General features: G+C 37.3%; 5 protein-coding genes. All 5 read left to right on the top strand.

Annotation, left to right across the window (positions count from 1 at the left end; genetic code table 11):
• Positions 1 to 2 precede the first annotated feature (2 nt).
• The 5 genes from C7H19_RS10620 to C7H19_RS10640 are packed head-to-tail and all read left to right on the top strand — an operon-like array spanning position 3 to position 25,556.
• A complete protein-coding gene (locus C7H19_RS10620; RefSeq protein ID WP_106456855.1) occupies positions 3 to 3,206 on the top strand; it encodes a non-ribosomal peptide synthetase in 3,204 nt (1,067 codons plus the stop codon).
• Positions 3,199 to 7,560: a type I polyketide synthase gene (locus C7H19_RS10625; protein WP_245927447.1), complete on the top strand. Its 4,362-nt coding sequence runs from the start codon at positions 3,199 to 3,201 to the stop codon at positions 7,558 to 7,560. The genes C7H19_RS10620 and C7H19_RS10625 overlap by 8 nt, the downstream gene beginning before the upstream one ends.
• Positions 7,561 to 7,565: 5 nt before the next feature.
• Positions 7,566 to 14,714 (top strand): non-ribosomal peptide synthetase, encoded by a 7,149-nt coding sequence (locus tag C7H19_RS10630; protein ID WP_181280580.1) that lies wholly within the window; start codon positions 7,566 to 7,568, stop codon positions 14,712 to 14,714.
• Positions 14,707 to 22,422, top strand: a complete 7,716-nt coding sequence (locus C7H19_RS10635; RefSeq protein WP_106456857.1) for a non-ribosomal peptide synthetase — start codon at positions 14,707 to 14,709, stop codon at positions 22,420 to 22,422. Before C7H19_RS10630 ends, C7H19_RS10635 begins: the two co-directional genes overlap by 8 nt.
• Complete coding sequence (locus tag C7H19_RS10640; RefSeq protein WP_181280581.1) at positions 22,419 to 25,556, top strand: non-ribosomal peptide synthetase; 3,138 nt, start codon at positions 22,419 to 22,421, stop codon at positions 25,554 to 25,556. Before C7H19_RS10635 ends, C7H19_RS10640 begins: the two co-directional genes overlap by 4 nt.
• The last annotated feature ends 132 nt before the right edge of the window (positions 25,557 to 25,688 follow it).

A 25,688-nucleotide genomic window follows, 5' to 3' on the forward strand; every position in this document is an offset into this window, starting at 1 on the left:
AGATGAGTCAAAAAAATATTGCTGATATCTATCCGCTTTCTCCGCTACAACAGGGAATGTTATTTCATAGTCTGTATGCACCTCATGGGGGTGGATATATCATACAAATGAGTTATGAAATTGAAGGAATTTTAGATAAAATAGCTTTTGAACAAGCTTGGCAACAAGTAATTAACCGACATTCTATCCTACGAACCGCTTTTGTGTGGGAAAAGTTAGAACAACCGTTACAGGTGGTAGGGCGATCGGTTAAAGTGAGGATAGAACATTTAGACTGGCGAAATTCTGATTTTGAAGAACAGTTAGAAGAATTCCTACAACAACAGCGTTATACAGGTTTTAATCTATCTAAAGCACCTTTAATGCGTTTAACCCTCATCCAAAAAGCGGAAAACGTCTATCAATTTATTTGGTGCTATCATCATCTATTATTGGATGGTTGGTCGGTTCCTTTACTGATTCAAGAATTTCTCGCATTCTACCAAGGAAAAAGCATCGATTTAGAACCTCGTCCTTATCGAGATTATATCGCTTGGCTACAAAAACAATTAGGGAAAGCAGAACGTTTCTGGAAAGAAAATCTTCAAGGTTTTACCGTTCCGACTTTTTTAAACAGCACACATCACACCGAAAGTCAAGAACCTGTTTACAAAGAGCAACAATATCAGTTTTCACCTAAATTTACCACCGAAATACAAACCTTTGCAAGACTACATCAATTAACCCTTAATACTATAATCCAAGGAGCATGGGCTTTATTATTAAGTTGTTACAGTGGGGAAGATGATGTATTATTTGGTACAACAGTATCAGGACGACCGACGGATTTAGCGGGTTCTGAGGGGATGATTGGGTTATTTATTAATACTTTACCTGTGCGCGTCATAATTCCCCTACAAACTACAGTATTATTTTGGCTAAAACAACTACAAAATCAACAAATCGAACGCCAACAATACGAATATAGCTCATTAGTGGATATCCATCGAGTTAGTGATGTTCCTCGAAATTTGCCGTTATTCGAGAGTTTGGTGATTTTTGAAAACTATCCCATTGAACCGACGCTATTACAGTCGTTTTTAGAGATTCGCAATATTCAAACTACCGAACAGACGAACTTTCCTTTAACCTTGTATGCGATGGTTAATCCACAGCTAACCCTTAGAATGTTATATGAGGATAGTCGTTTCACATCAGATGATATTTGTCGGATGATGGGACATCTAGAAACAATACTTTTCAATATCGTTAGGCAACCCGAACAACCTTTATCAGAAATCTCATTACTGACTCCAAATGAACAACAATTTTTAAGAGAATGGAATAATACGCATACTAAGTATCCACAAGAACGTTGCTTCCATCAGCTATTTGAACAACAAGTCGAAAAAACACCCGATGCTATTGCTGTTGTTTTTGAACAAGAGACATTAACCTATCGGGAACTGAACGAAAAAGCAAATCAACTCGCTCAATACTTACTGAATCTTGGCGTAAAATCAGAAAGTATTATCGGGATATATCTAGAACGTTCACTCTTAATGGTCATCACACTTTTAGGAATTCTTAAATCTGGTAGTGTGTATGTACCACTCGATCCAACTTATCCCAAAGAACGTATCACATTCATGATAGAAGATTCTGGGTGTTCTATCCTAATCACTCAAGAGAAATTCCTAACGACTTTACCTCATCATTCAGCAAAAATTATTTGTGTAGATAAAGACTGGGAAATTATTCAACCAGTAGGGGTTTGGTTTCCAAACCCAATATCTCCAAACTCAATATCTCCAAACCCAAGCGATAAAGAAAATCTAGCTTATATTATTTATACTTCAGGTTCAACGGGACAACCGAAAGGTGTGCAAATTTTGCACAAAGCTTTAGTCAATTTTCTCACTTCCATGCAGCAGACTCTACAACTGACTGAAAATGATAGCTTACTCTCCGTGACGACTTTATCCTTTGATATTGCGGCGTTAGAATTATTTTTACCGCTTATTGTTGGTGCTAAAGTGGTTTTAGTCAGTCGAGAAGTCACAGTTGATGGAATACAGTTACAAGAAATCTTGAAGACTGGAATAACCATCATGCAAGCAACCCCCGCAACATGGCGATTATTATTAGAATCAGGATGGATGGGACAAGATTTAAAAGTGCTTTGCGGTGGAGAAGCGTTAGACTCTAAATTAGCAGAACAATTACTTAAACGGAGTCGAGAAGTCTGGAACCTTTATGGGCCAACAGAAACAACAATTTGGTCATCCGTGTATCGTTTAAATGACTCCTCGGTTTATTTAGGTTCTCCCATTGCGAATACAGAATTTTATGTCTTAGATAAACACCTTAAACCAGTACCGATAGGAGTCACTGGAGAATTATACATTGGAGGTGAGGGACTAATGAGAGGTTATCTCAATCGTCCTGATTTAACAGCCCTGAAACTTGTTCCCCATCCCTTTTTTCAAGGTAAAGACGCGCCATGGCGCGTCTCTACAAGATTATACAAAACGGGTGATTTAGTCAGATATACAGAACAAGGAAAGCTAGAATATTTAGGAAGAAGCGATTATCAGGTGAAATTAAGAGGTTTTCGGATAGAACTAGCGGAAATTGAAGCGATATTAAACCTATATTCTAAAATTAAAACTTCTGTAGTAGTAATGCGAGAAGATAATTTAGTCGCTTATCTGGTAGCTTGTGAGGTAACAGTATCAGAGGTTCGTGACTTTCTTGCAGAAAAACTTCCCCCCTATATGATTCCATCTAGTTTTGTCTTTCTTGATGGACTTCCTTTAACCCCAAATGGTAAGATCGATCGCAAGGCATTACCAACACCAGAGAAAGTACGTCCAGAAATAGCGGCAACTTATATCATGCCACAAACAGAAATCGAAAGGACGATCGCGCAAATCTGGCAAACGGTCTTACAATTGGAAAAAGTCGGGATACATGATAACTTTTTTGAATTAGGTGGACATTCGTTACTCATGGTGAGGGTTCATAGTCTATTAAAAGAACAGTTTGCGACCGAGATGACTTTAGTCGATCTATTTCGCTATCCTACGATTAGTAGTTTGGCTGAATATTTTCGACAGACGACTCAAGAAACCCCATCAACCGAAACCCAACAGCAACGAGAAGCAGGTAAACAAAGACTACACCAACGCAGACAGCAACGAGAAATGATGAATCAAAATGGATAACTCAGCGATGAAAACGAATGGTTTAGAAATTGCAATTATTGGGATGGCAGGACGTTTTCCAGGGGCGAAAAATCTTGATGAATTTTGGTACAATCTTCAGCAGGGGATTGAGTCGATTCATGTTTTTAGTGATGAAGAACTCAGAAAAAGTGGCGTAGATGAAGCATTAATTAGTCATCCTCAGTATATTAAAGCAGGTGGGTTCTTAGACGGAATAGACTTGTTTGATGCGGCTTTTTTTGGGTTTAATCCCAGAGAAGCGGAAATTATTGACCCCCAACACCGTTTATTTTTAGAATGTGCATGGGAAGCTTTAGAAAATGCAGGGTATGACTCGGAAAACACATCGGGTACCGTTGGAGTCTATGCAGGGACTGCGATGAATGGTTATTTGTTTAACCTATATACCAATGCTACGATTAGAAATTCAGTTAACCCCTATCAGCTTTTTCTCGCAAGTGATAAAGATTTTCTCACGACTAGAGTATCCTATAAACTGAATTTAGAAGGGCCAAGCGTCGATATTCAAACCGCTTGTTCAACGTCTTTAGTCGCTGTACATATTGCCTGTCAAAGTTTACTGAGTGGTGAGTGTGATATTGCTTTAGCTGGGGGTGTCGCAGTATCTAGAAACGAGGGATATTTATACCAAGAGGGGGGAATTTATTCACCTGATGGCCATTGTCGGGCTTTTGATGCCAAAGCACAAGGAACCGTCGGGGGAAATGGTGTCGGTATTGTTGTTCTAAAACGGTTAGAAGATGCTCTTGCAGATGGTGATACAATTCAAGCAGTGATTAAAGGTTCTGCTATTAATAACGATGGTTCTCTCAAGGTAAGTTATACTGCCCCTCGCATTGATAGTCAAGCTAAAGTGATTCGTACTGCACTTGGGATGGCAGAAGTTGAACCCGAAACGATATCTTATATTGAAGCACATGGAACAGGAACCGCGTTAGGCGACCCCATCGAAATCGCGGCATTAAGCCAAGTTTTTCGCAAATCTACCCAAAAAACGGAATTGTGTGCCATTGGTTCAGTAAAAACCAATATCGGACACCTTGATGCAGCAGCAGGAATCGCTAGTTTAATTAAAACGGTTTTAGCGATTAAACATCAACAAATCCCCCCAAGTTTACATTTTAGTGAAGCAAACCCCCAGATTAATTTTAAAAATAGTCCGTTTTATGTAAATCATAGCTTGACAAAATGGCATAAAAATGTTATGCGGGCGGGTGTTAGTTCCTTTGGCATTGGGGGAACGAATGCTCATGTTATTTTAGAAGAAGCACCGAAATTAGAAACAGAGAAGTTACAAGACAAATATCAGCTTTTGGTTCTTTCAGCGAAAACCCCAACCGCTTTAGAGACAGCAACGACGAATTTAGTTGAACACTTCAAAAAACATCCCGACCTTAATTTAGCAGATGTCGCTTATACCCTTTCTCTTGGAAGACGCGCTTTTGAACATCGTCGCATAATTGTCGGACAAAATTTAGAAGAGATAAGAGACGCTTTAGAGACACGTAACCCTGAACGAGTTTTTACCCAGATATCCAGTCCGCGTTCTGTAGTATTTATGTTCTCTGGTCAGGGTAGTCAGTATCTAAATATGGGTAGGGAATTGTATCAGCATGAACCTATTTTTAGAACAACAGTTGATGATTGTTGTGAGAAGTTGAAACCCTTTTTAGAACAAGATTTACGGGACATTATTTATTCTGATTTGGATACCCTACAAAAAACGTGTTATGCACAAAGCGCGTTATTTGTGATTGAATATGCTTTAGCCCAACTGTGGATGTCTTGGGGTATTTATCCCGAAGCAATGATAGGTCATAGTATTGGGGAATATGTCGCTGCTTGTCTAAGTAATGTTTTTTCCCTTGATGATGCGTTAGAACTCGTTGCGTTGCGGGGTAAGTTGATGCAGCAACAACCTGTAGGGGAAATGCTTTCGGTAGCTTTATCCGAAGCAGAAATACAACCCTGGTTAAATGATGAGATATCTTTAGCAGCGATAAATTCCCCTTCTGTGTGTGTCGTTTCTGGAAATCAAAAAGCGATCGCTACTTTATTTGATTCTCTCACAAAAAAAGAGATTTCTTGTCATCGTTTACATACTTCTCATGCGTTCCATTCTCCAATGATGGAACCTGTCTTAAAACCGTTTATCGAGAAAATCAAACAGATACAGTTAAATTCACCCAAAATACCCATCATTTCTAATGTTACTGGAACTTGGTTAACGGGAACCGAAGCGACGAACCCTGAATATTGGGGGAAACATCTCCTTTCTACGGTAAGATTTGCCGATGGAATTGTTGAATTAACCCAAGAACCCCAACGCATTTTTTTAGAAATCGGGCCAGGGAATACGTTAGGTATTTTGTCTAAACAGCCGATTTTTTCGTCTCTGCGTCATCCTAAACAAGAATCCTCAGATATTGCGTTTATTTTGCATACTTTAGGGAAACTTTGGGGTAATGGAGTTAAAGTTAATTGGAAAAATTTCTATACAAATGAACATCCTTATCGTATTCCTTTACCTACCTATCCCTTTGAAAGACAGCGTTATTGGATAGAACCCCAAAACGAACCGATTTCGCCAGATTTAACGAATTGGTGTTACATTCCATCATGGGAACGTGATTTATTACCCGAAGCAGTAGAAAAAGAAAAAATACAGAAAGCTTGCTGGTTAATTTTTCTAGATTCTTTAGGAGTTGGGGCTAAAATTGCCCGACAATTAACATTATTAGGTCAGGATGTAATTACAGTAGCCATCGGTGAATCTTTTACAGAACTAGATTACCGCGCTTTTGCCATTCATCCCAATCAAAAAGAGGATTACTTTGCTTTACTAGAAGATTTAAGCTGGAGAGAATTTAAACCCAATTATATCCTGCATGGTTGGGGAATGACGGAGGAACAGACTTCATTTACCCAGTTTCAAAAACAAGGTTTTTATAGCTTGCTGTTTTTGATGCAGGGACTCGAAAAATATAAAATGACCACATCACTACAGATAACGGTTCTTACTAATCATCTTCATGATGTCATCGGTGGTGAAACCCTTCATCCAGAAAAAGCAACTCTTTTAGGACTGTGTAAAGTTATTCCTCAAGAGTATCCACAGATAACGTGTCGCAATATAGACATTATTTCGGATTTAGAGAAAATAGACGAGCGCATTTTAACCGAATTACTCACACCAACCGATGATACAGTAATCGCCTATCGTTTTAACCATCGTTGGCATCAAACTTTTAAACCGATTTCTTTAAACAAAACAGTAACATTAAAAGAAAATGGCGTTTATCTGATTATTGGCGATTTAAACAACGGTTTAGGTCATGTTTGGGCGAAATATCTGCCTAAAACCGCTAAATTGATTTTAATTGGTCACTCACCTTTAACTCAATTAGAAGAACATCTATTTATACCCGCAGATATCACCAATGAAACCGAACTGAGAAACGCATTAGAACAAGGTGAAGCGACATTTGGACAAATTCAGGGAGTCTTCTATTCAACACCAATGAGTAATTCTGATGGAACCTCTCCTTTACAACTCCTCAATATCTCCCAATGCGAATATAACTTTAAAACGAAAGCTGATGGGTTATTGGTTTTAGCTAAAATCTTACAAAACAAAGAAATCGATTTTTGTTGCTTACAATCTTCCCTATCATCTATTATCGGTGGTTTGGGTTTAGGTGCCTATGCTGCGGCTAATTGTTTTATTGATGCTTTTGCTATAGAACAAGGATGGATTAGTATTAACTGGGATGCTGTACAATTCGACCATAATATAGACCTAAATCAAGGTTTTGGGGCAAGTTTAGCCCAATTTGCCCTAACTCCGTCGGAAGTTTGGCAAATGACACAACAAATTTTAGCAATCGGTTCAGCAAATCAAGTTATTATTTCCAAAGGGGATTTACAGTCGCGCTTTTTACCCACTCAACCGAAATTAGAAGATAATCAACAACATTCTAGACCCAATTTATCAAATGATTATATTGCACCGCGAAACGAGATAGAACAAACAATTGCTGAAATATGGCAAGAAATTTTAGGACTAGAAACCGTTGGTATTCATGATAGTTTCTTCGACTTAGGAGGACATTCACTGCTTGCAATACAAGTGTTGTCCCGTTTACGAGAAAACTTTCAAGTTGAACTATCGATGAGTGATTTATTATTCGATACTCCAACTGTTGCGGGATTGGCTGAAGTTATCGCCGTAAAACAGCCAAAAACCGAAGAATTACAAGAGATTGCAGCCCTTTTAGCCGAAGTTCAAGGACTCTCATCAGACGAAATTCAACAACTCATCGATAATCATTAAACATTATGAAAGACCTCTCTCAACAAATTGCTAATCTTACTCCAGAACAACGAATCTTGTTTGAAAAACGACTCAAACAAAAAGGTTTAAAGCATCCTCAAATTCAAGCAATTCCCAGACGACAGCATACAGATAGTTTACCGTTATCCTTTGCTCAACAGCGACTTTGGTTTATCCAACAACTCGACCCGAATAATTATTCTTATAATGTTCCTACTGCGTTTCGTCTAGTGGGTAAATTAGAAATCAATATCCTAGAACAAACCCTCAATGAAATCATCAAACGTCACGAAACCCTCAGAACGACTTTTACGATAGATGAAAACAAACAACCCATACAGATAATTGTTCCCTTTGAACCGATATCTCTACCCGTTATTGATGTTGTCGAAACAGAAATTCAATCCATCGCAGAAACAGAATTTTGTTATCCTTTTGATTTAACTAAACCCCTATTAAGAGTCAAATTACTGAGACTCACACAGACAGACCATGTTTTATTACTGACTGCTCATCATATCATAAGCGATCGCTGGTCAGTGGGTATTTTTATCCGTGAGATGACCCTACTATATTCCTCTTTTGCTCAAAATAAGCCTTCACCATTAAGCGAACTTCCGATACAATATGCAGATTGGGCCATATGGCAACGTCAACGACTCCAAGATACAGAAGAAAAACAGATTACTTACTGGAGACAACAATTACAGGATTTATCTATTATAGAACTTCCTACCGACCGTCCTCGACCTGCCATTCCGACCTATCAAGGCGCACAATATCCCATCATCTTATCAAAAAATTTATCAGAACAACTTAAAGAACTCAGTGCCAAAGAAGGAGTTACACTGTTTACACTTCTGCTGACTGCTTTTAAAGTTCTACTACACCGCTATACTCATCAACATGATATCGTCATCGGAACCGAAATCGCAAACCGCGATCGTATAGAAACAGAAACATTAATTGGTCTTTTTGTCAATACTCTTGTTTTGCGGACAAATTTAAAAGAAAATCCGACATTTAGAGAATTATTAAATCAAGTTAGAGAAGTAACACTAGGTGCATTTGCTCATCAAGACTTACCATTCGAGAAGCTAGTCGAAGTTCTAAACCCAGAACGGAATCTTAGTCAAATGATACCCTTATTTCAGGTAAAATTTGACTTTCAATTGGCCCCCATCAAACCCTTAGAATTAGCAGGGTTAAGCTTAGAACGTTTACCCTTTGATAACGCAACCGTAAAATACGAATTACGATTTAATTTACAGGATAGCGAACAGGGAATCTGCGGACAAATCGAGTATAGTACCGACTTATTCGATGAAGCGACTATTCAAGCATTTGCGGAACATTGGAGAATACTGTTAGAAGGTATCATTACTGAACCACTACAGAGAATATCAGAATTACCGTTACTTTCTTCCATTGAACAACAGTTATTGACTGAGTGGAACAATACCCAAAAAAACTATCCGACATTGTGTATTCATCAACTCTTTGAAGCACAAGTTAAACAAACCCCTGATGCTGTAGCGGTTATTGATGGAGAAGAAACCCTTACCTACAGTGAACTCAATACTAAATCTAATCAACTCGCACATTATTTACAAAGTATCGGAATACAACCAGAAGATAGAATTGGGATAGAATGCGATCGTACTTTTCATCTCATTATAGGACTTCTTGGCATCCTTAAAGCTGGTGCTGCTTATGTTCCACTTGACCCAAATTACCCACCAGAACGATTAGCGTTTACGATACAAGATGCGGGATGTTCAGTAATTGTGACGCAACAGAAGTTTAGCGAAATGTTACCGCACAATGAGAGAAAAATTATTTGTCTAGATACCTATCAAACTGTAGGGGTTTGGTTTCCCAACCCGTCACAAGACAATAATCCCATTAATACCATCAATGCTAATAACCTAGCATACATCATCTATACATCTGGTTCGACAGGAAAACCCAAAGGAGTCACGATTACTCATCATAATACCGTTCAATTTCTCCACTGGGCCAAAGAAGTTTTTAGTACTGATGAACTTAAAGGAGTTCTTGCATCTACTTCTATCTGTTTTGATTTATCTATATTTGAAATTTTTCTACCTTTAAGTTGTGGTGGAACCGTTATACTTGCTGAAAATGCCCTTGCTTTACCCACCCTAAAAGCCGCCAATCAAGTTACACTAATCAATACCGTACCCAGTGCGATTAGCCAATTATTCCAAACAAACAATATTCCCGCATCAGTCCGTACCATTAATTTAGCAGGGGAAGCACTACAACCGCGCTTAGTCCAACAACTCGAACCGCTTGCCAAAATTTATAACTTATACGGCCCTTCTGAAGATACCACCTATTCAACTTATACCATAGTAACTAAAGATTCCGTCACCATTGGAAGACCCATCGCTAATACTCAGATTTATATTTTAGATTCATATCTTAACCCCGTTCCTATTGGTGTATCTGGAGAACTCTACATCAGTAGTTCTGGACTCTTCAGAGGATATCATAACCAACCCCAATTAACCGCAGATAAATTGATTCCTAATCCTTTTTTTAGTACAAACGCGACAAGAATGTACAAAACAGGTGATTTAGCTAAATATAAACCTGATGGAACGATTGAATATCTTGGTAGACTGGATAACCAAGTCAAAATCAGAGGATATCGGATAGAAATCGGCGAAATAGAAGCAATTATCAGTCAATATTCAGCTATACGCGAAACAGTAGTAACGGTGGGGAAAGAAAATCAATCTTTAATTGCATATATTGTTCTAGAAGAAACATCAAATCCCACTGATGTACGACGTTTTCTAACATCAAAGTTACCCAGTTACATGATACCGAGTATCTTTATCGAACTTGAAGCCTTACCCCGTTTGCCGAATGGGAAGCTAGATCGAAAAATACTCCCAGAACCCGATAATTTACGTCCAGACCTAGAATCAAGCTACGTTACCCCAAAAACGGAGTTAGAAAAAACAATTGCTAATATCTGGCAAAAAGCCCTAAATAAAGAGCAAATTGGAATTTATGATAATTTCTTTGAATTGGGGGGACATTCGCTACTCGGAATGAAAGTTACTGGTGAACTAAGCGACATTTTGGGTATTTCAGTTCCGTTACGAAGTCTATTTGAACAACCCACAGTAGCAGGATTAATCGAACAAATCAACACTATCGACAGTAACGAGAAGCAACAACTACCGAAAATTATTCCCAATTTAGCAGAACGTTATCAACCTTTCCCACTGACAGATATTCAACAAGCATATCTCATCGGTCGTAGTGATGCGTATGAATTGGGAAATGTATCGACACATGGTTATCGAGAAATTGAAACCGTTGGGTTATCGGTAGAAAAAGTTGAACAAGCGTTTCAGAAAATAATCGATCGCCATGATATGCTAAGAGTCATCATCAATGAAGATGGCCAACAACAGATTTTAGAAAAAGTGCCACTTTATGAGATTAAAACGATCGATTTACGAAATCAAGATCCTGAAGCTACTTTAGCAGAAATACGAGATCATCTTTCCCATCAAATCCTAAAAACCGAACAATGGCCATTATTTGAAATCGTAGCAACCCTCTTAGACAAAAACCGTATTCGCTTTCATGTCAGTTTCGATGTTCTTATCGGTGATGCGTGGAGTTTTCAGCTTTTGGGGGCAGAACTTGCCCAAATTATCCAAAATCCAGATAATATCCTTTCTCCTCTTTTTCTATCATTCCGTGATTACGTCTTAGCTGAAATGACTTTACGAGAGACAGAACTTTATCAAAACTCTCTCACGTATTGGCAAAATCGTTTAACAACCCTTCCTAGTTCTCCTGAACTCCCAACTCAGAAAAACTTATCAGCTATTACCCATCCTCGTTTCGTGCGTCGTAGTGGTTCCCTAGAACCCCAAATTTGGCAACGTCTTAAACAAAAAGCGAGTCAGATAGGAATTACCCCATCAAGTTTAGTCTTAGCTGCTTTTGCGGAAATTCTAACAATTTGGAGTAGAAAACCGAGTTTTACCATTAATTTAACCCTCTTTAACCGTCTTCCTCTCCATTCTGAAGTAAATCAAATCATTGGGGACTTCACCTCATCGACATTACTCGCTGTAGACAACTCAGAACAAAATTCATTTACCCTTCGTGCTAAACACATTCAAGCCCAACTGTGGGAAGATTTAGATCATCGCTATGTTAGTGGGGTCAAAGTTTTACGAGAATTAGCACGTTTGCAGGGTCGGACAACAGGTGCATTAATGCCAGTCGTTTTTACCAGTACCCTAACACAAAATATTCAGCATCAACCATCTTTACCCACAGAAGTTGTTTATAGTCTCAGTCAAACCTCTCAAGTGTATCTAGACCATCAGGTGTCTGAGATAGAAAATGCTTTAGTCTTTAACTGGGACACTATTGATGAACTGTTTCCTGTGGGTGTTTTAGATGATATGTTTGCGGTGTACAGTGATTTTCTGCATCGTTTAGCTAACTGTACGGAGATTTGGGACGCATCCACTCGATTATTATTACCACCATCTCAAATAGAACAAATAACCGCTACTAACCGAACTGAACAGGATTTTAGTCAGAAAGATTACTTATTACATCATCTGTTTTTTGAGCAAGTTTCGCAAAATGCACAGAATACGGCTATTATTACATCCCATTGTAGAATAACTTACAAAGAATTAGGCGATCGTTCTTTAAATCTTGCCCATCAACTCAAAACATTAGGGGTGAAACCTAATCAATTAGTAGCAGTTGTCATGGAAAAAGGATGGGAACAAATTGTAGCAACTTTAGGGATTTTAGCTTCTGGTGCTGCGTATGTACCTATTGACCCAGAATTACCCACCGAACGAAGATTATATTTATTACAAGAAACGCAAGTCCAACAAATTTTAACCCAATCTTGGTTAGAAAATACTTTAGTTTGGCCAGAAAATATTCAACGAATTTGTATAGATAAAATTAATCCTTCTCCTTGTACAGAATTTAGCATTGAAACCACTCCACAAGATTTAGCTTACGTTATTTATACATCTGGCTCTACAGGAACCCCAAAAGGCGTTATGATTGATCATCAAGGAGTAGTCAACACTATTTTAGATATTAATCAACGCTTCAATGTTACTATTCAAGATAAAATATTAGCCCTATCTTCTCTTAGTTTTGATTTATCAGTCTATGATATTTTCGGAACATTAGCCGTAGGTGGGACAATTATTATTCCCGATGCAGACAAAATAAAAGAACCCTCTCACTGGAGAGAATTAATCACTCAATACAATGTAACTATTTGGAATTCTGTACCTGCATTGATGCAGATGTTATTAACAGAACCTATCGAACAAAACTCATTACGTTTAGTTCTTTTAAGTGGTGACTGGTTACCCTTGAATTTACCTGAACAAATCCAGAATCAATTAGGAAAAACAGAAATTATTAGTTTAGGAGGGGCAACCGAAGCATCAATCTGGTCTATTTTATATCCTATCCAAAAAATAAATCTTAATTGGAAAAGTGTTCCCTATGGTCGTCCCATGACCAATCAAACTTTTTATATCTTAAATGAATATCTAGAACCCTGTCCGATGTGGGTTACAGGACAATTATATATTGGTGGGATTGGACTTAGTAAAGGTTACTGGAACAACGAAGAAAAAACGAAAGCGAGTTTTATCATTCATCCCCAAACGCAGGAACGGTTATACAAAACAGGTGATTTAGGGAGATATTTAAGTGATGGAAATATCGAATTTTTGGGACGCGAAGACTTTCAAGTTAAAGTCAATGGTTATCGCATCGAATTAGGGGAAATAGAAACAACTTTAAAACAACATTCCGCTATCAAAGAGGCAATTGTATCCGTAGAGCAACAACAGCTTATCGCTTATATCATTCCCAAACAAAAGTTAGAAAATATCGATTTTAAACTCGAACAACGAGGAATCAGAGAATTACAGCAATCTCAATCAATTCAGCTACCTATACCCAATATTGATGACGCATACACTCAAACTTATTTTCAGCGACAAAGTTATCGTCAATTTCTTAATCAACCGATTCACTTACATGAGTTTAGTCAATTTTTAAGTTGTCTATTGCAATTAAATCTACCTGAATATCCTCTACCCAAATATCGTTATGCTTCAGCAGGAAGTCTTTACCCTGTACAAGTTTATCTATTGATTAAACCCAATCAAATACAAAACCTAGAAGCAGGATTTTACTACTATAATCCCGTTGAACATCAATTAATTTTTCTCACTCCTTATTCTAGTCATAATCAGTGGTATGGCAATAATCAAGCTATTTTTCAACAATCGGCTTTTGCCTTATTTTTGATTGGAGAATTAAAAGCAATTACACCGATGTATGGTGAAAAAGCAAGAGATTTTTGTTTACTCGAAGCAGGTTATATGAGTCAATTACTAATGGAAACAGCAGTTAAAGAAGAAATCGGATTATGTCCCATCGGAACCTTAGAATTTGAACAGCTACAAAAACAATTACAATTAGAATCTAGTCAAATATTATTACATAGTTTTGTCGGGGGTAAAATTGCTCCTACTTGGTTAAATCAATGGCTACAACCTCAGCAAACAGGTTCAATTACTGAACAATTAAAACAATTTCTACGTCAGAAATTACCAGATTACATGATACCTTCTATTTATCTATTAATTGAAGCTTTACCCTTAACAGCTAATGGAAAAGTAGACCGAAAATTATTACCGAAACCCGATATATCTTTCTCTCCTCAAACTATATTTGTTGAACCAAAAACAGAACTAGAAAAAGCCATAACAGAAATTTGGTCAAAATCACTTAATCTAGATAAAATCGGAATTTATGATAACTTTTTTGATTTAGGAGGCAATTCATTTTTAGCGACTCAAGTTTTAGCTCAAATTCGCCATACTTTTCAGGTTGAATTAACAATTAGACAGTTTTTTGAAATGCCTAAAGTTTCTGAATTAGTTACTTGGTTAGAAAAAAATAAACAGCAACAAGAAATAGAAATAATTGAAAAAGTGAATCGAGATGAGATAGAAGATGTGAGTCAGTTGTCTGATGAAGAAGTAAAATTAATGTTGGCAAAACTGTTAGAGGAAGGAAGTAAAAATGAATAATTATCCAACAAATATTAACCAACTCTCCCCCGATGAAAAAAGAAAACTATTAGCCGAATTGATGAAAAAGAAATCGGCTAAATCTCAGTTGTTTCCACTTTCATTTGCTCAATCTAGATTATGGTTTTTAGACCAATTAGACTCAGGTAGTTCGGTTTATAATCTTCCCATAGCTTTGAATCTTTCGGGTAAACTGGATATTACTCTGTTAGAAAAAAGTCTCAATGAAATTGTTAAACAACATGAGATTCTACGAACTTGTTTTACGGAAGTAAAAGGAGAAGTTTTTCAAAAGGTATTACCGAGTTTATCAGTAACTTTAGATTTAATTAATTTCCCAAGTTCAGTTAACATACAAGAAATTAAAACTTATATCAAACAAGAAGCATCTACTAAGTTTGATTTAACTCAAGTACCTTTATTTCGTAGCCAATTACTCAAACTTGCTGAAGATGAATATGTACTACTATTGACCATGCACCATATTATCTCAGATTATTGGTCGATGCGAGTTTTAATACAAGAACTAGCAACAATTTATCAAGGAAATGCTAGTGCTTTAAAAGAGTTACCCATTCAATATGTAGATTATGCAGTTTGGCAAAAAAACTGGTTAGAATCAAGAGGTAAAGACGCGCCATGGCGCGTCTCTACGGCTTACTGGAAAAAACAGCTAGAAAATCATTCACCTTTACTACAACTACCCACAGATTATCCGCGTCCATCTGTTCCCAGTTTTCGGGGTGCTACACAATATTTTACGCTCAGAACTGAATTATCGGAGTCTCTTAAAACTCTCTCGCGTCGTGAAGGGGTAACACTTTTTATGATGCTACTAACTGCATTTAAAACTCTACTTTATCGTTATACTGCTCAAGAAGATATCCTAATTGGTTCAACAATAGCAAATCGTAATCGTCCTGAACTAGAAAATTTAATCGGTTTATTAGTCAATAACTTAGTCTTTCGTTCAAATTTATCGGGTAATCCTCGTTTTATAGACTTTTTACATCAAGTACGAGAAACAACTTTAAATGCTTATACTCATCAAGACTTACCCTATGAATACTTAGTCAAAGAACTTCAACTAGAACGGGATTTAAGCTACAATCCGTTATTCCAAGTGATGTTTATTCTCCACAATACCCCATCACAAACGGTACAGTTATCTAACCTAACTTTAAAGTATCTGACACCAGACAGTCAAACAGCACGATTTGATCTAAGTTTGGATATGTCTGAAACTTCAACAGGATTAATGGGAGTATTTGAATACAGTACAGATTTATTCAAGTCAGAGACGATTCACCGTTTAATCAAACATTTTGAAACATTACTCACAGGAATTATAGCGAACCCTGAACAACGATTATCAGAGTTACCCCTACTAACTCCCGATGAACAACAGTTATTCAGTCAATGGAATGAAACCCAACAAAATTATCAGCAAATTTGTTTTCATCAGTTATTAGAAGCACAAGTTGAGCGCACACCTGATAAGATAGCGATCCGCTTGCGGATCTGCCGAAGGCAGTGCGTATTTGAAGATCAATCATTAACTTACCGCGAATTAAACACAAAAGCGAATCAACTTGCTCATTATCTCCAACAACAAGGAGTAACACCAGAAACCCTAGTTGGAATATGTATCGAACGTTCCTTAGAAATGGTGATAGGACTTTTGGGAATCATTAAAGCAGGGGGGGTATATCTTCCACTTGACCCAACTTACCCCAAAGAACGACTCGACTATATTATACAAGATGCTCAAGTATCGATCTTGCTCACTCAATCAGAAATCGTAAAGACGCAAAATTTTTCATCTGTAGGTAGTAAAATAATTTGTTTGGATAGAGACTGGGAATTAATTAACCAAGAAAATTCAGAAAATCCTCACAGTAGCATTACTCCAGAAAATTTAGCCTACATTATTTATACATCTGGTTCGACAGGGAAACCCAAAGGAGTACAAATTACTCAAAGTGCGTTAGTTAATTTTCTCTGTTCCATGCAGGATATTTTACAACTCTCTTCTAACGACACACTACTCTCTGTCACTACCTTATCTTTTGATATCGCAGCATTAGAACTCTATTTACCTTTACTTATAGGTGCAAAAGTCGTTTTAGTTAGTCGAGAAGTTGCGAGTGATGGATATCAGTTACTTGACAAGATGAACGAGATAACCATCATGCAAGCAACCCCCGCAACTTGGCGATTATTATTATCCGTCGGATGGTCTGGAAATGAAAAATTAAAAATTCTTTGCGGTGGGGAAGCATTAGACACTCAACTCGCACAACAATTATTAGAACGAAGTCAAGAAGCACAGAACCTATATGGGCCAACAGAAACAACCATTTGGTCATCAATCTATCGCCTGAATAGTTCATCTGTTCTAATTGGTCATCCGATCGCCAATACACAGTTTTATGTTCTCGACACTCACTTACAACCTGTACCGATAGGGGTTTCAGGAGAATTATACATTGGTGGTGCGGGACTAGCGAGAGGATATTATAATCGTCCAGACTTAACCGCAGAAAGATTTATCCCTCATTCCAATGGTCGTCTGTATAAAACAGGGGATAAGGTACGCTATTTAAGTGATGGAAATCTAGAATATTTGGGTCGTTTAGATTATCAAGTTAAAATACGGGGTTTTCGGATAGAATTAGGTGAAATCGAAACAATACTGAATCAACATCCCGATATCGAAAAGAGTATCGTAATTGCGCGAGAAGACGACGAAAACGAAAAACGATTAATTGCATATTTTATCAGTGAAAAATCACCAGATTTAAGAAACTATCTTAAAGATAAACTCCCGTATTATATGATTCCTGCGCTGTTTATCTCATTAGATGCGTTTCCTCTGACACCCAATGGTAAGATAGATATACGATCGCTTCCTATTCCCAATTCAATCTCATCTGAAAATATTGTCGTTACACCTCGCACACCAACCGAAGAGATATTACTATCTATATGGCAAAATATCCTTAATCTAGAACAGATTAGCATTCACGATAACTTTTTTGCTTTGGGAGGACACTCCTTACTTGCGACAAAAGTTATCTCACAAATTCGACAATACTTATCTCTCGAAATTCCTTTACGTTTTCTCTTTGAAGCATCGACTATCGCTGAATTAGCAAAAAAAATCGAAGTCACCCAACTACAAACACTAGGGTTAGACATTCCACCCATTGCTAAAACAGACAAAACTCTTTTATCTTTTGCACAACAACGACAATGGTTTCTAGCGCAATTAGAACCTGATAGCTCATTCTATAATATACCTGCGGCGATTCGTCTACAGGGTCAATTTGATATTGCTTTACTAGAGAAAAGTTTTAATCAAGTCATCCAACGTCATGAAATCCTACGAACCGCTTTTCATACCGTAGAAGGTAAACCCATTATCGTCATTACACCAGAAATTAACTTAAATATACCGATTATTGAACTAAAACCCGACCAAATAGAAAGTTATATCCAACAAGAAACCCAACAACCCTTTAAACTTGATGAACTTCCTTTATTTCGAGTCAAAGTCTTACGTCTATCTCCAGAAGAACACATTATCGTACTCACCCTACATCATATTATTGCTGATGCTTGGTCTGTCGAAATCTTAGTCCAAGAAGTAGCGACACTCTATCATGCTTCTACACTACCCGACTTACCCATTCAATACAAAGATTATGCAGTATGGCAAAAAGAAGTATTACAAGGGAAAATCTTAGAAACACAGTTAAGCTACTGGAAAAAACAACTAAAAGATGCAGCTACTGTTTTAGCATTACCCACCGACTACCCACGTCCCGCAATACATACTTTTCGCGGTGATACAGTAAGGTTTGAAATATCCCAAGAATTGACTACATCTCTAAAAACCTTTACCCAACAACAGGGATGTACAGTATTCATGACCCTGTTAACAGTCTTTAAAATCCTACTGTATCGCTACACTAACAACGAAGATATCATCATTGGTACCCCGATCGCTAATCGAAATCGTTCTGAAATAGAATCACTAATTGGCTTTTTTGTCAATACATTAGCCTTACGAACTGACTTATCAGAAAATCCCACCGTTGAGACTCTATTACAAAGGATAAAAGAAACTTGTTTAAATGCCTATGCTCATCAAGATATTCCATTTGAACAATTAGTCGATGAACTACAACTACCAAGGGACTTAAGTTATACTCCATTATTCCAAGTCATGTTTGTCTTGCAAAATACCCCCAGACAAACACTAAACCTATCGGGTTTAACATGGAGTCCACTCTTAACACAAAGTAAAACAGCAAAATTTGATTTAACCCTATACATGACTGAAACTGAACAAGGATTTATCGGAACCTTTGAATATAATACCGATTTATTCCAAAAATCAACCATACAACGCATGATAGGACATTTTCAAACCCTAATCGCTGGAATTCTTACTCATCCTCAAGTAAAGACGCAATATATCTCGTCTCTACCTCTATTAACCGAAAGCGAAAGACAGCAAATATTAGAAGAATGGAATAACACTAAAACCGAATATCCCGAAACCTGCGGACTACATCAACTCTTTGAAGAACAAGTTAAACGAACACCTGATAAAATCGCACTCAGACTAGAAAACCAACAACTCACTTATCAAGAACTCAATCAACAAGCAAACCAACTCGCACACTACTTACAACATCTCGGAGTCAAACCAGAAGATAAAATCGGTATTGCAATCGATCGCACTTTCGATCTTATTATAGGACTCTTGGGCATCCTCAAAACAGGTGCAGCTTATGTACCTCTCGACCCAAACTACCCATCAGAACGATTAGCGTTTACGATACAAGATGCGGGATGTTCAATAATTCTAACGCAACAGAAGTTTAGCGAAATATTACCGCTAAATGGAAAACAAATTATTTGTCTAGGTAAAGAAGTAGAGAAACCAAACCCACAAGACAAAAATAATCTCACCAATACCATCAATGCTAAAAATCTAGCTTATATCATCTATACTTCTGGTTCGACAGGAAAACCCAAAGGAGTCGCTATCACTCATCATAGTGTAATTTCATTCATCAACTGGGCAAAAAATATCTTTACCTCTGAACAACTCAAAGGAGTACTCGCATCGACATCTATCTGCTTCGACTTATCCGTCTTTGAAATTTTTCTCCCCTTAAGTTGTGGAGGAAGCGTTATTTTAGCCGAAAATGCACTACAATTACCCAACATCTCGACAAATATCACCCTAATTAATACCGTACCATCAGCCGCCACCGAATTACTTAGAATTAATGGTATTCCCGAAAGCGTCATCACCATCAACCTAGCAGGAGAAGCATTATCTAATCAACTCGTCCAAAAACTCTATCAAAAATCTCATATTCAACAAGTCTATAACCTGTACGGGCCATCAGAAGATACAACCTACTCAACCTATACCCTAACATCCCTTGACGACACTCATACCCCGACTATCGGTCGTCCCATCACTAATACTCAAACTTATATACTCGATCGCTATCTTAACCCCGTTCCGATTGGTGTGCCAGGTGAACTGTATCTAGGTGGGGAAGGTCTCTTCAGAGGATACCTCAACCAACCCCACTTAACCGCAGAAAAATTTATCCCCAACCCTTTTACGGGAGGTACAGACGTGATATATCGCGTCTCTACAAGGATGTACAAAACAGGAGACTTAGCAAAATATCAACCCAATGGAAAAATCGAATATTTGGGTAGACTCGATAATCAAGTTAAAATACGGGGATTTCGCATCGAACTCGCAGAAATCGAAGCCATCCTAGTCCAACTTCCCGAAATCTCGCAAACCGTCGTTAATACTTGGCAAGACGACGCAGGAAATCAAAGATTAGTCGCGTATCTCATTACATCCGAAGTTCCCCAAGACTTGCGAAACTTCCTAAAAACAAAACTACCCGAATACATGATACCGTCGATATTTGTCCCGCTAGAAACACTCCCGCTAACCCCCAACGGCAAAATCGACCGCAAATCACTGCCTCACCCCCAACTCGCCGCCAATGCACAAAAAACAAAATTTGTCAAGCCCCAAAACGAAAAAGAAAAACAACTCGCGCAGATTTGGAGTCAGGTTTTAGGAATCGAAGAGATAGGGATACAGGATAACTTTTTCGAGTTAGGAGGAGATTCAATTTTAGCCATCCAAGCGATCGCAAAAGCCAATTCATACGGTTTAAAATTAAGCCCGAAACTCCTATTTAAACATCAAACGATCGCCGAATTAGCTGGAATTGCTGAAACTTCAACCCATCAAGCAGAACAGGGAATTGTTACAGGTTTTGTACCCCTCACACCGATACAACAGTGGTTTTTTGAACAAAATCTAATAGATGCTCATCATTGGAATCAATCTATCTTACTCGAAGTCCGAGAGAAACTAAACCCAAGATTATTAGAACAAGCAATACAGAAAGTATTAGAACATCATGACGCATTACGGCTAAAATTCGAGCAAACCGAAACAGAATGGCAACAGAATATAGCCAGTCTCAGTCAAACAATACCCTTTACTGATTACAACCTTTCAAAAATATCCAATATAGATACAGAAATCGAGAAAATCGCCAATCAACTACAAACGAGTTTTAACCTTTCTGTAGAACCCCTCATCAGAATCGCCTTTTTTAATCTCGGTGAAAACCGTACAGACCGATTATTAATCATCATCCATCATTTAATTATAGATGGAGTTTCTTGGCGAATTCTTTTAGAAGATCTGCAAAATGCCTATCATCAACTGAGTCAGGGAAAAACAGTACAACTTTCCCCTAAAACAACCTCATTTAAAGAATGGTCAAAACGCAATTATACCCCATCAGATCAAAAATACTGGCTTTCTCAATCCCGTCTGAAAGTGACTCCGCTTCCTGTAGACATTCCCAACGGCAAAAACATCCAGTCTGAAGCGCAAACAATATCCGTCTCTCTTACTCCAGAAGAAACCCAAAAACTCCTTCAAGAGGTTCCAGCAGTCTATCACACACAAATTAACGATATTTTGCTAACTGCTTTAGTCAAAACCTTTGAACAATGGACAGGAAAACCTCAACTATTATTAGAATTAGAAGGACATGGGAGAGAAGAAATCTTTGAGGATGTAGATATCTCCCGTACTGTTGGTTGGTTTACGACGCTATTTACCTTATTACTAAATTTAGAAAATACAAATAATTTAGGGAATGCACTTATTACCATTAAAGAGCAATTACGTCAAGTTCCCATGAGAGGATTTAGTTATGGAGTATTGCGCTATCGAAGTGACGAAACAATCCAAAAAAAATTACAAGCATTCCCTCAAGCTGAAATTAGATTTAATTATCTAGGACAAACTGACCAACTTTTTACCCAATCTTCTCTATTTTTACCTGCTTCTGAATCAACTGGATTTTCTCGTAGTCCCAGAAATCAACGTGACATCCTTATTGAAATCAATGGAATAGTAATCAGAGGACAATTACAAATCAATTGGACATATAGCCAAGGAATACATCATCAAACAACAATAGAAAACTTAGCTCAGAATTACTTAAATATTTTGCGTGAATTAATCCAACATTGCTTATCAACTGAAACAGGAGGTTATACCCCATCTGATTTCCCGCAAATGGATTTTACTCAAACTGAATTAGACGAATTATTAAACGAATTATGAACAAACCCAACAATATAGAAAATATCTATCCTCTCTCTCCCATGCAACAGGGAATTCTGTTTCATGCGCTTGTTACACCCGAAGCAGGGATTTATATTCCCCAAATCTGCCTAACTTTAGAAGGATATTTAAATCAATTACAGTTTAAACAAGCGTGGGAAAAAGTCTTAATCAGACATCCCGTTTTAAGAACGGCTTTTAATTGGGAAAAACGCGATAAACCCTTTCAAATCGTTTATCAAAAAGTTACTTTACCTTGGTTTGAACAGGATTGGCGAGATTATTCATCTGATGAACAAAAACACTTATTACAAAACTTTTTAGAACAAGACCGTCAGCAAAGTTTTGATTTAAAAAAGCCTCCATTGATTCGATTAAACCTGATTCAAATTAGCGAAGAAAAATATTATTTAATTTGGACACAACACCATATTATTTTAGATGGATGGTCATCAGGATTAGTCATTAAAGACGTTTTCGCACTTTATCAAAATCAGACATTATCCCATAGCCAACCCTATAGCGAGTATATCGCATGGCTCAATAAACAAAACCAATCCGAAGCTCAACAGTTCTGGCAAAATAAATTAAAAGGTTTTACCACTCCAACTCAATTAAGGATCGATCGCCCTTCAAATACAATAGGATTAGACGAACAACAAATCTCTCTACCTTTAACCCCATTTCAAACTTTTACTAAACAGCATCAACTCACTTTAAATACTCTCATTCAAGGGACTTTTGCAATTTTACTGAGTCATTATAGCGGTAATGAAGACATTGTTTTCGGCACTACTTCTGCGGGTCGTTCGTCTGCTTTAATGGGTATTGAATCAATGGTTGGACTATTTATCAATACCTTACCTGTACGCGTAGAGACAAGTCATGGCGAGTCTCTCATCCCTTGGTTACAAAATATACAAACACAACAAGCCGAAGCTTTTTGTTATGAATATAGCTCATTACTAGATATTCAACAATGGAGCGATTTAAGGGCGGGTATTTCTTTATTTGATAGTATTTTAGTTTTTGAAAATTATCCTGTAGATACTTCTTTAACTCTGCAAAATCAATTAATGATTAGTGAGGTTAATTCTGTTGAATGGACAAGCTTCCCGATGACGGTTTTGGTTAGCACAGGAACCGAACTAACCATTAAAATAAAATATCAATGTACACACTTTTACTCAGATACGATTACCCGAATCTTAGGTCATTTCCAAACCTTACTAGAAGGAATAATCATCAATCCTGAGCAACGTTTAGCAGAATTACCAATCCTCACTCTAAACGAACAACAATTACTCAAAGAGTGGAATAATACTGAGGTTGATTATCCAAAAAATCAATGTCTTCATCAAAAATTTGAACAACAAGTAAAAAAGACACCAAACGCGATCGCTGTAATTTTTGAAAATCAACAATTAACCTATCTAGAATTAAATCATAAAGCCAATCAACTCGCCCATTATCTACAAAATTTAGGCGTGAAACCAGATGTTTTAGTCGGAATTTGTCTAGAACGTTCTCTAGAAATGATCATTGGAATTCTTGGCATTTTAAAAGCGGGTGGGGCATATGTACCCATTGATCCAACATATCCCATTGATCGACAATCTTTCATGTTAAAAGATGCTCAAATATCTATTTTATTAACTCATTCAGATGTCGTAGAGATGCAAAATTTTGCGTCTGTACCAAATCAGATCATTTGTCTCGATCAAGATTGGGAGATCATTTCTCAATATTCCAATTTGAATCCATTGAGTAACGTTAAAAGTGAAGATGAAGTTTATATTATTTATACCTCTGGTTCAACAGGAAAACCAAAAGGAGTCATCAACACCCACCAAGGATTAATTAATCGCTTAGTTTGGATGCAGGAAACCTACCAACTCAGCGCTACTGACAAAATACTTCAAAAAACATCGATTAGCTTTGATGTATCCGTTTGGGAAATTTTCTGGCCATTACGAGAAGGTTCTTGTCTAATTTTAGCCAAACCAGATGGACAAAAAGACCGTTCTTATTTGATTCAACTGATCATAGATCAGCAAATTACAACCCTGCATTTTGTCCCGTCGATGTTACAAATTTTTCTCGATGATTCTAAAATTAAAGACTGTCAATCGCTAAAACGGGTGATTTGTAGTGGGGAAGCTTTACCCATAGAACTCCAAAACCGCTTTTTTGAATCTCTTGATGCAGAATTACACAATCTTTATGGGCCAACAGAAGCGGCCATTGATGTTACTTATTGGTCATGCCAACGCGAACAAAAATACTTATCAGTTCCAATCGGACGACCGATCGCCAATACTCAAATTTATTTACTTGACAAAAATGCAAAATTAGTATCCATTGGAGTTACTGGAGAAATTCATATTGGAGGAGATGGACTTGCAAGAGGATATTATAATCGTCCAGACTTGACAGCAGAAAAATTTATCCCTCATCCCTTTGAAGCAGGAAAACGATTATATAAAACAGGCGATTTAGCCCGATACTTATCTGATGGAAAGATCGAATATTTAGGACGCATCGACTATCAAGTTAAAATGCGCGGTTTTCGCATCGAACTAGGAGAAATTGAAGCGGTATTATCTGAGTATCCTACCGTAAAAGACGCAATTGTTTTGATGCTAGGCGAGGGAGAAAATCAATATTTAGTCGCTTATCTTCTCACTGATGAAAAAACGCTTTCTGTGGCTGATCTGCGTAACTATCTCCAAGAAAAATTACCTTATTATATGATTCCGACTGATTTTGTCATTCTTGAACAATTTCCCCTCAATTTAAACGGTAAACTTGAGCGCAAAGCCTTACCAACTATTAATCAGATCAGCAAGAATTATATTACGCCGCGTAATTATACCGAAGAAAAAATAGCCGAAATCTGGCAAGAAGTTTTAAAAATAGATAAAATTGGCGTATATGATAACTTTTTTGAAATCGGCGGAAATTCTTTATTAGCGATTCGGATCAATAGTCGTCTATGTCAGACATTTAAACTAGAATTACCCTTACGAACTCTATTTGAAAAAACAACTATTGCGAGTTTAGCTGAACGCATAGAGGTGATGCACATGACCTTTAATCAACTTTCTAATAATCCCTATCGAACAATAGGGTAGTGTAGCAAAACTGTTGTTAAAAATTGTCGGGTAGTCCAAAGCCCAGAAATGTCTTAAACCAATAGTTTTAAGGTTTTTATGGGCAGTGACCATCCTAAATTTAATTATGACCACGTACTTACAATGACAGTA

The organism is Aphanothece hegewaldii CCALA 016 (assembly GCF_003007785.1).
Lineage (GTDB): Bacteria > Cyanobacteriota > Cyanobacteriia > Cyanobacteriales > Microcystaceae > Chroococcus > Chroococcus hegewaldii.

Excerpts from the sequence above, each read along its gene's own strand:
- C7H19_RS10635 (WP_106456857.1), top strand. The coding sequence starts at position 14,707 with ATGAATAATTATCCAACAAATATTAACCAACTCTCCCCCGATGAAAAA.
- C7H19_RS10640 (WP_181280581.1), top strand. The coding sequence starts at position 22,419 with ATGAACAAACCCAACAATATAGAAAATATCTATCCTCTCTCTCCCATG.
- C7H19_RS10620 (WP_106456855.1), top strand. The coding sequence starts at position 3 with ATGAGTCAAAAAAATATTGCTGATATCTATCCGCTTTCTCCGCTACAA.
- C7H19_RS10625 (WP_245927447.1), top strand. The coding sequence starts at position 3,199 with ATGGATAACTCAGCGATGAAAACGAATGGTTTAGAAATTGCAATTATT.
- C7H19_RS10630 (WP_181280580.1), top strand. The coding sequence starts at position 7,566 with ATGAAAGACCTCTCTCAACAAATTGCTAATCTTACTCCAGAACAACGA.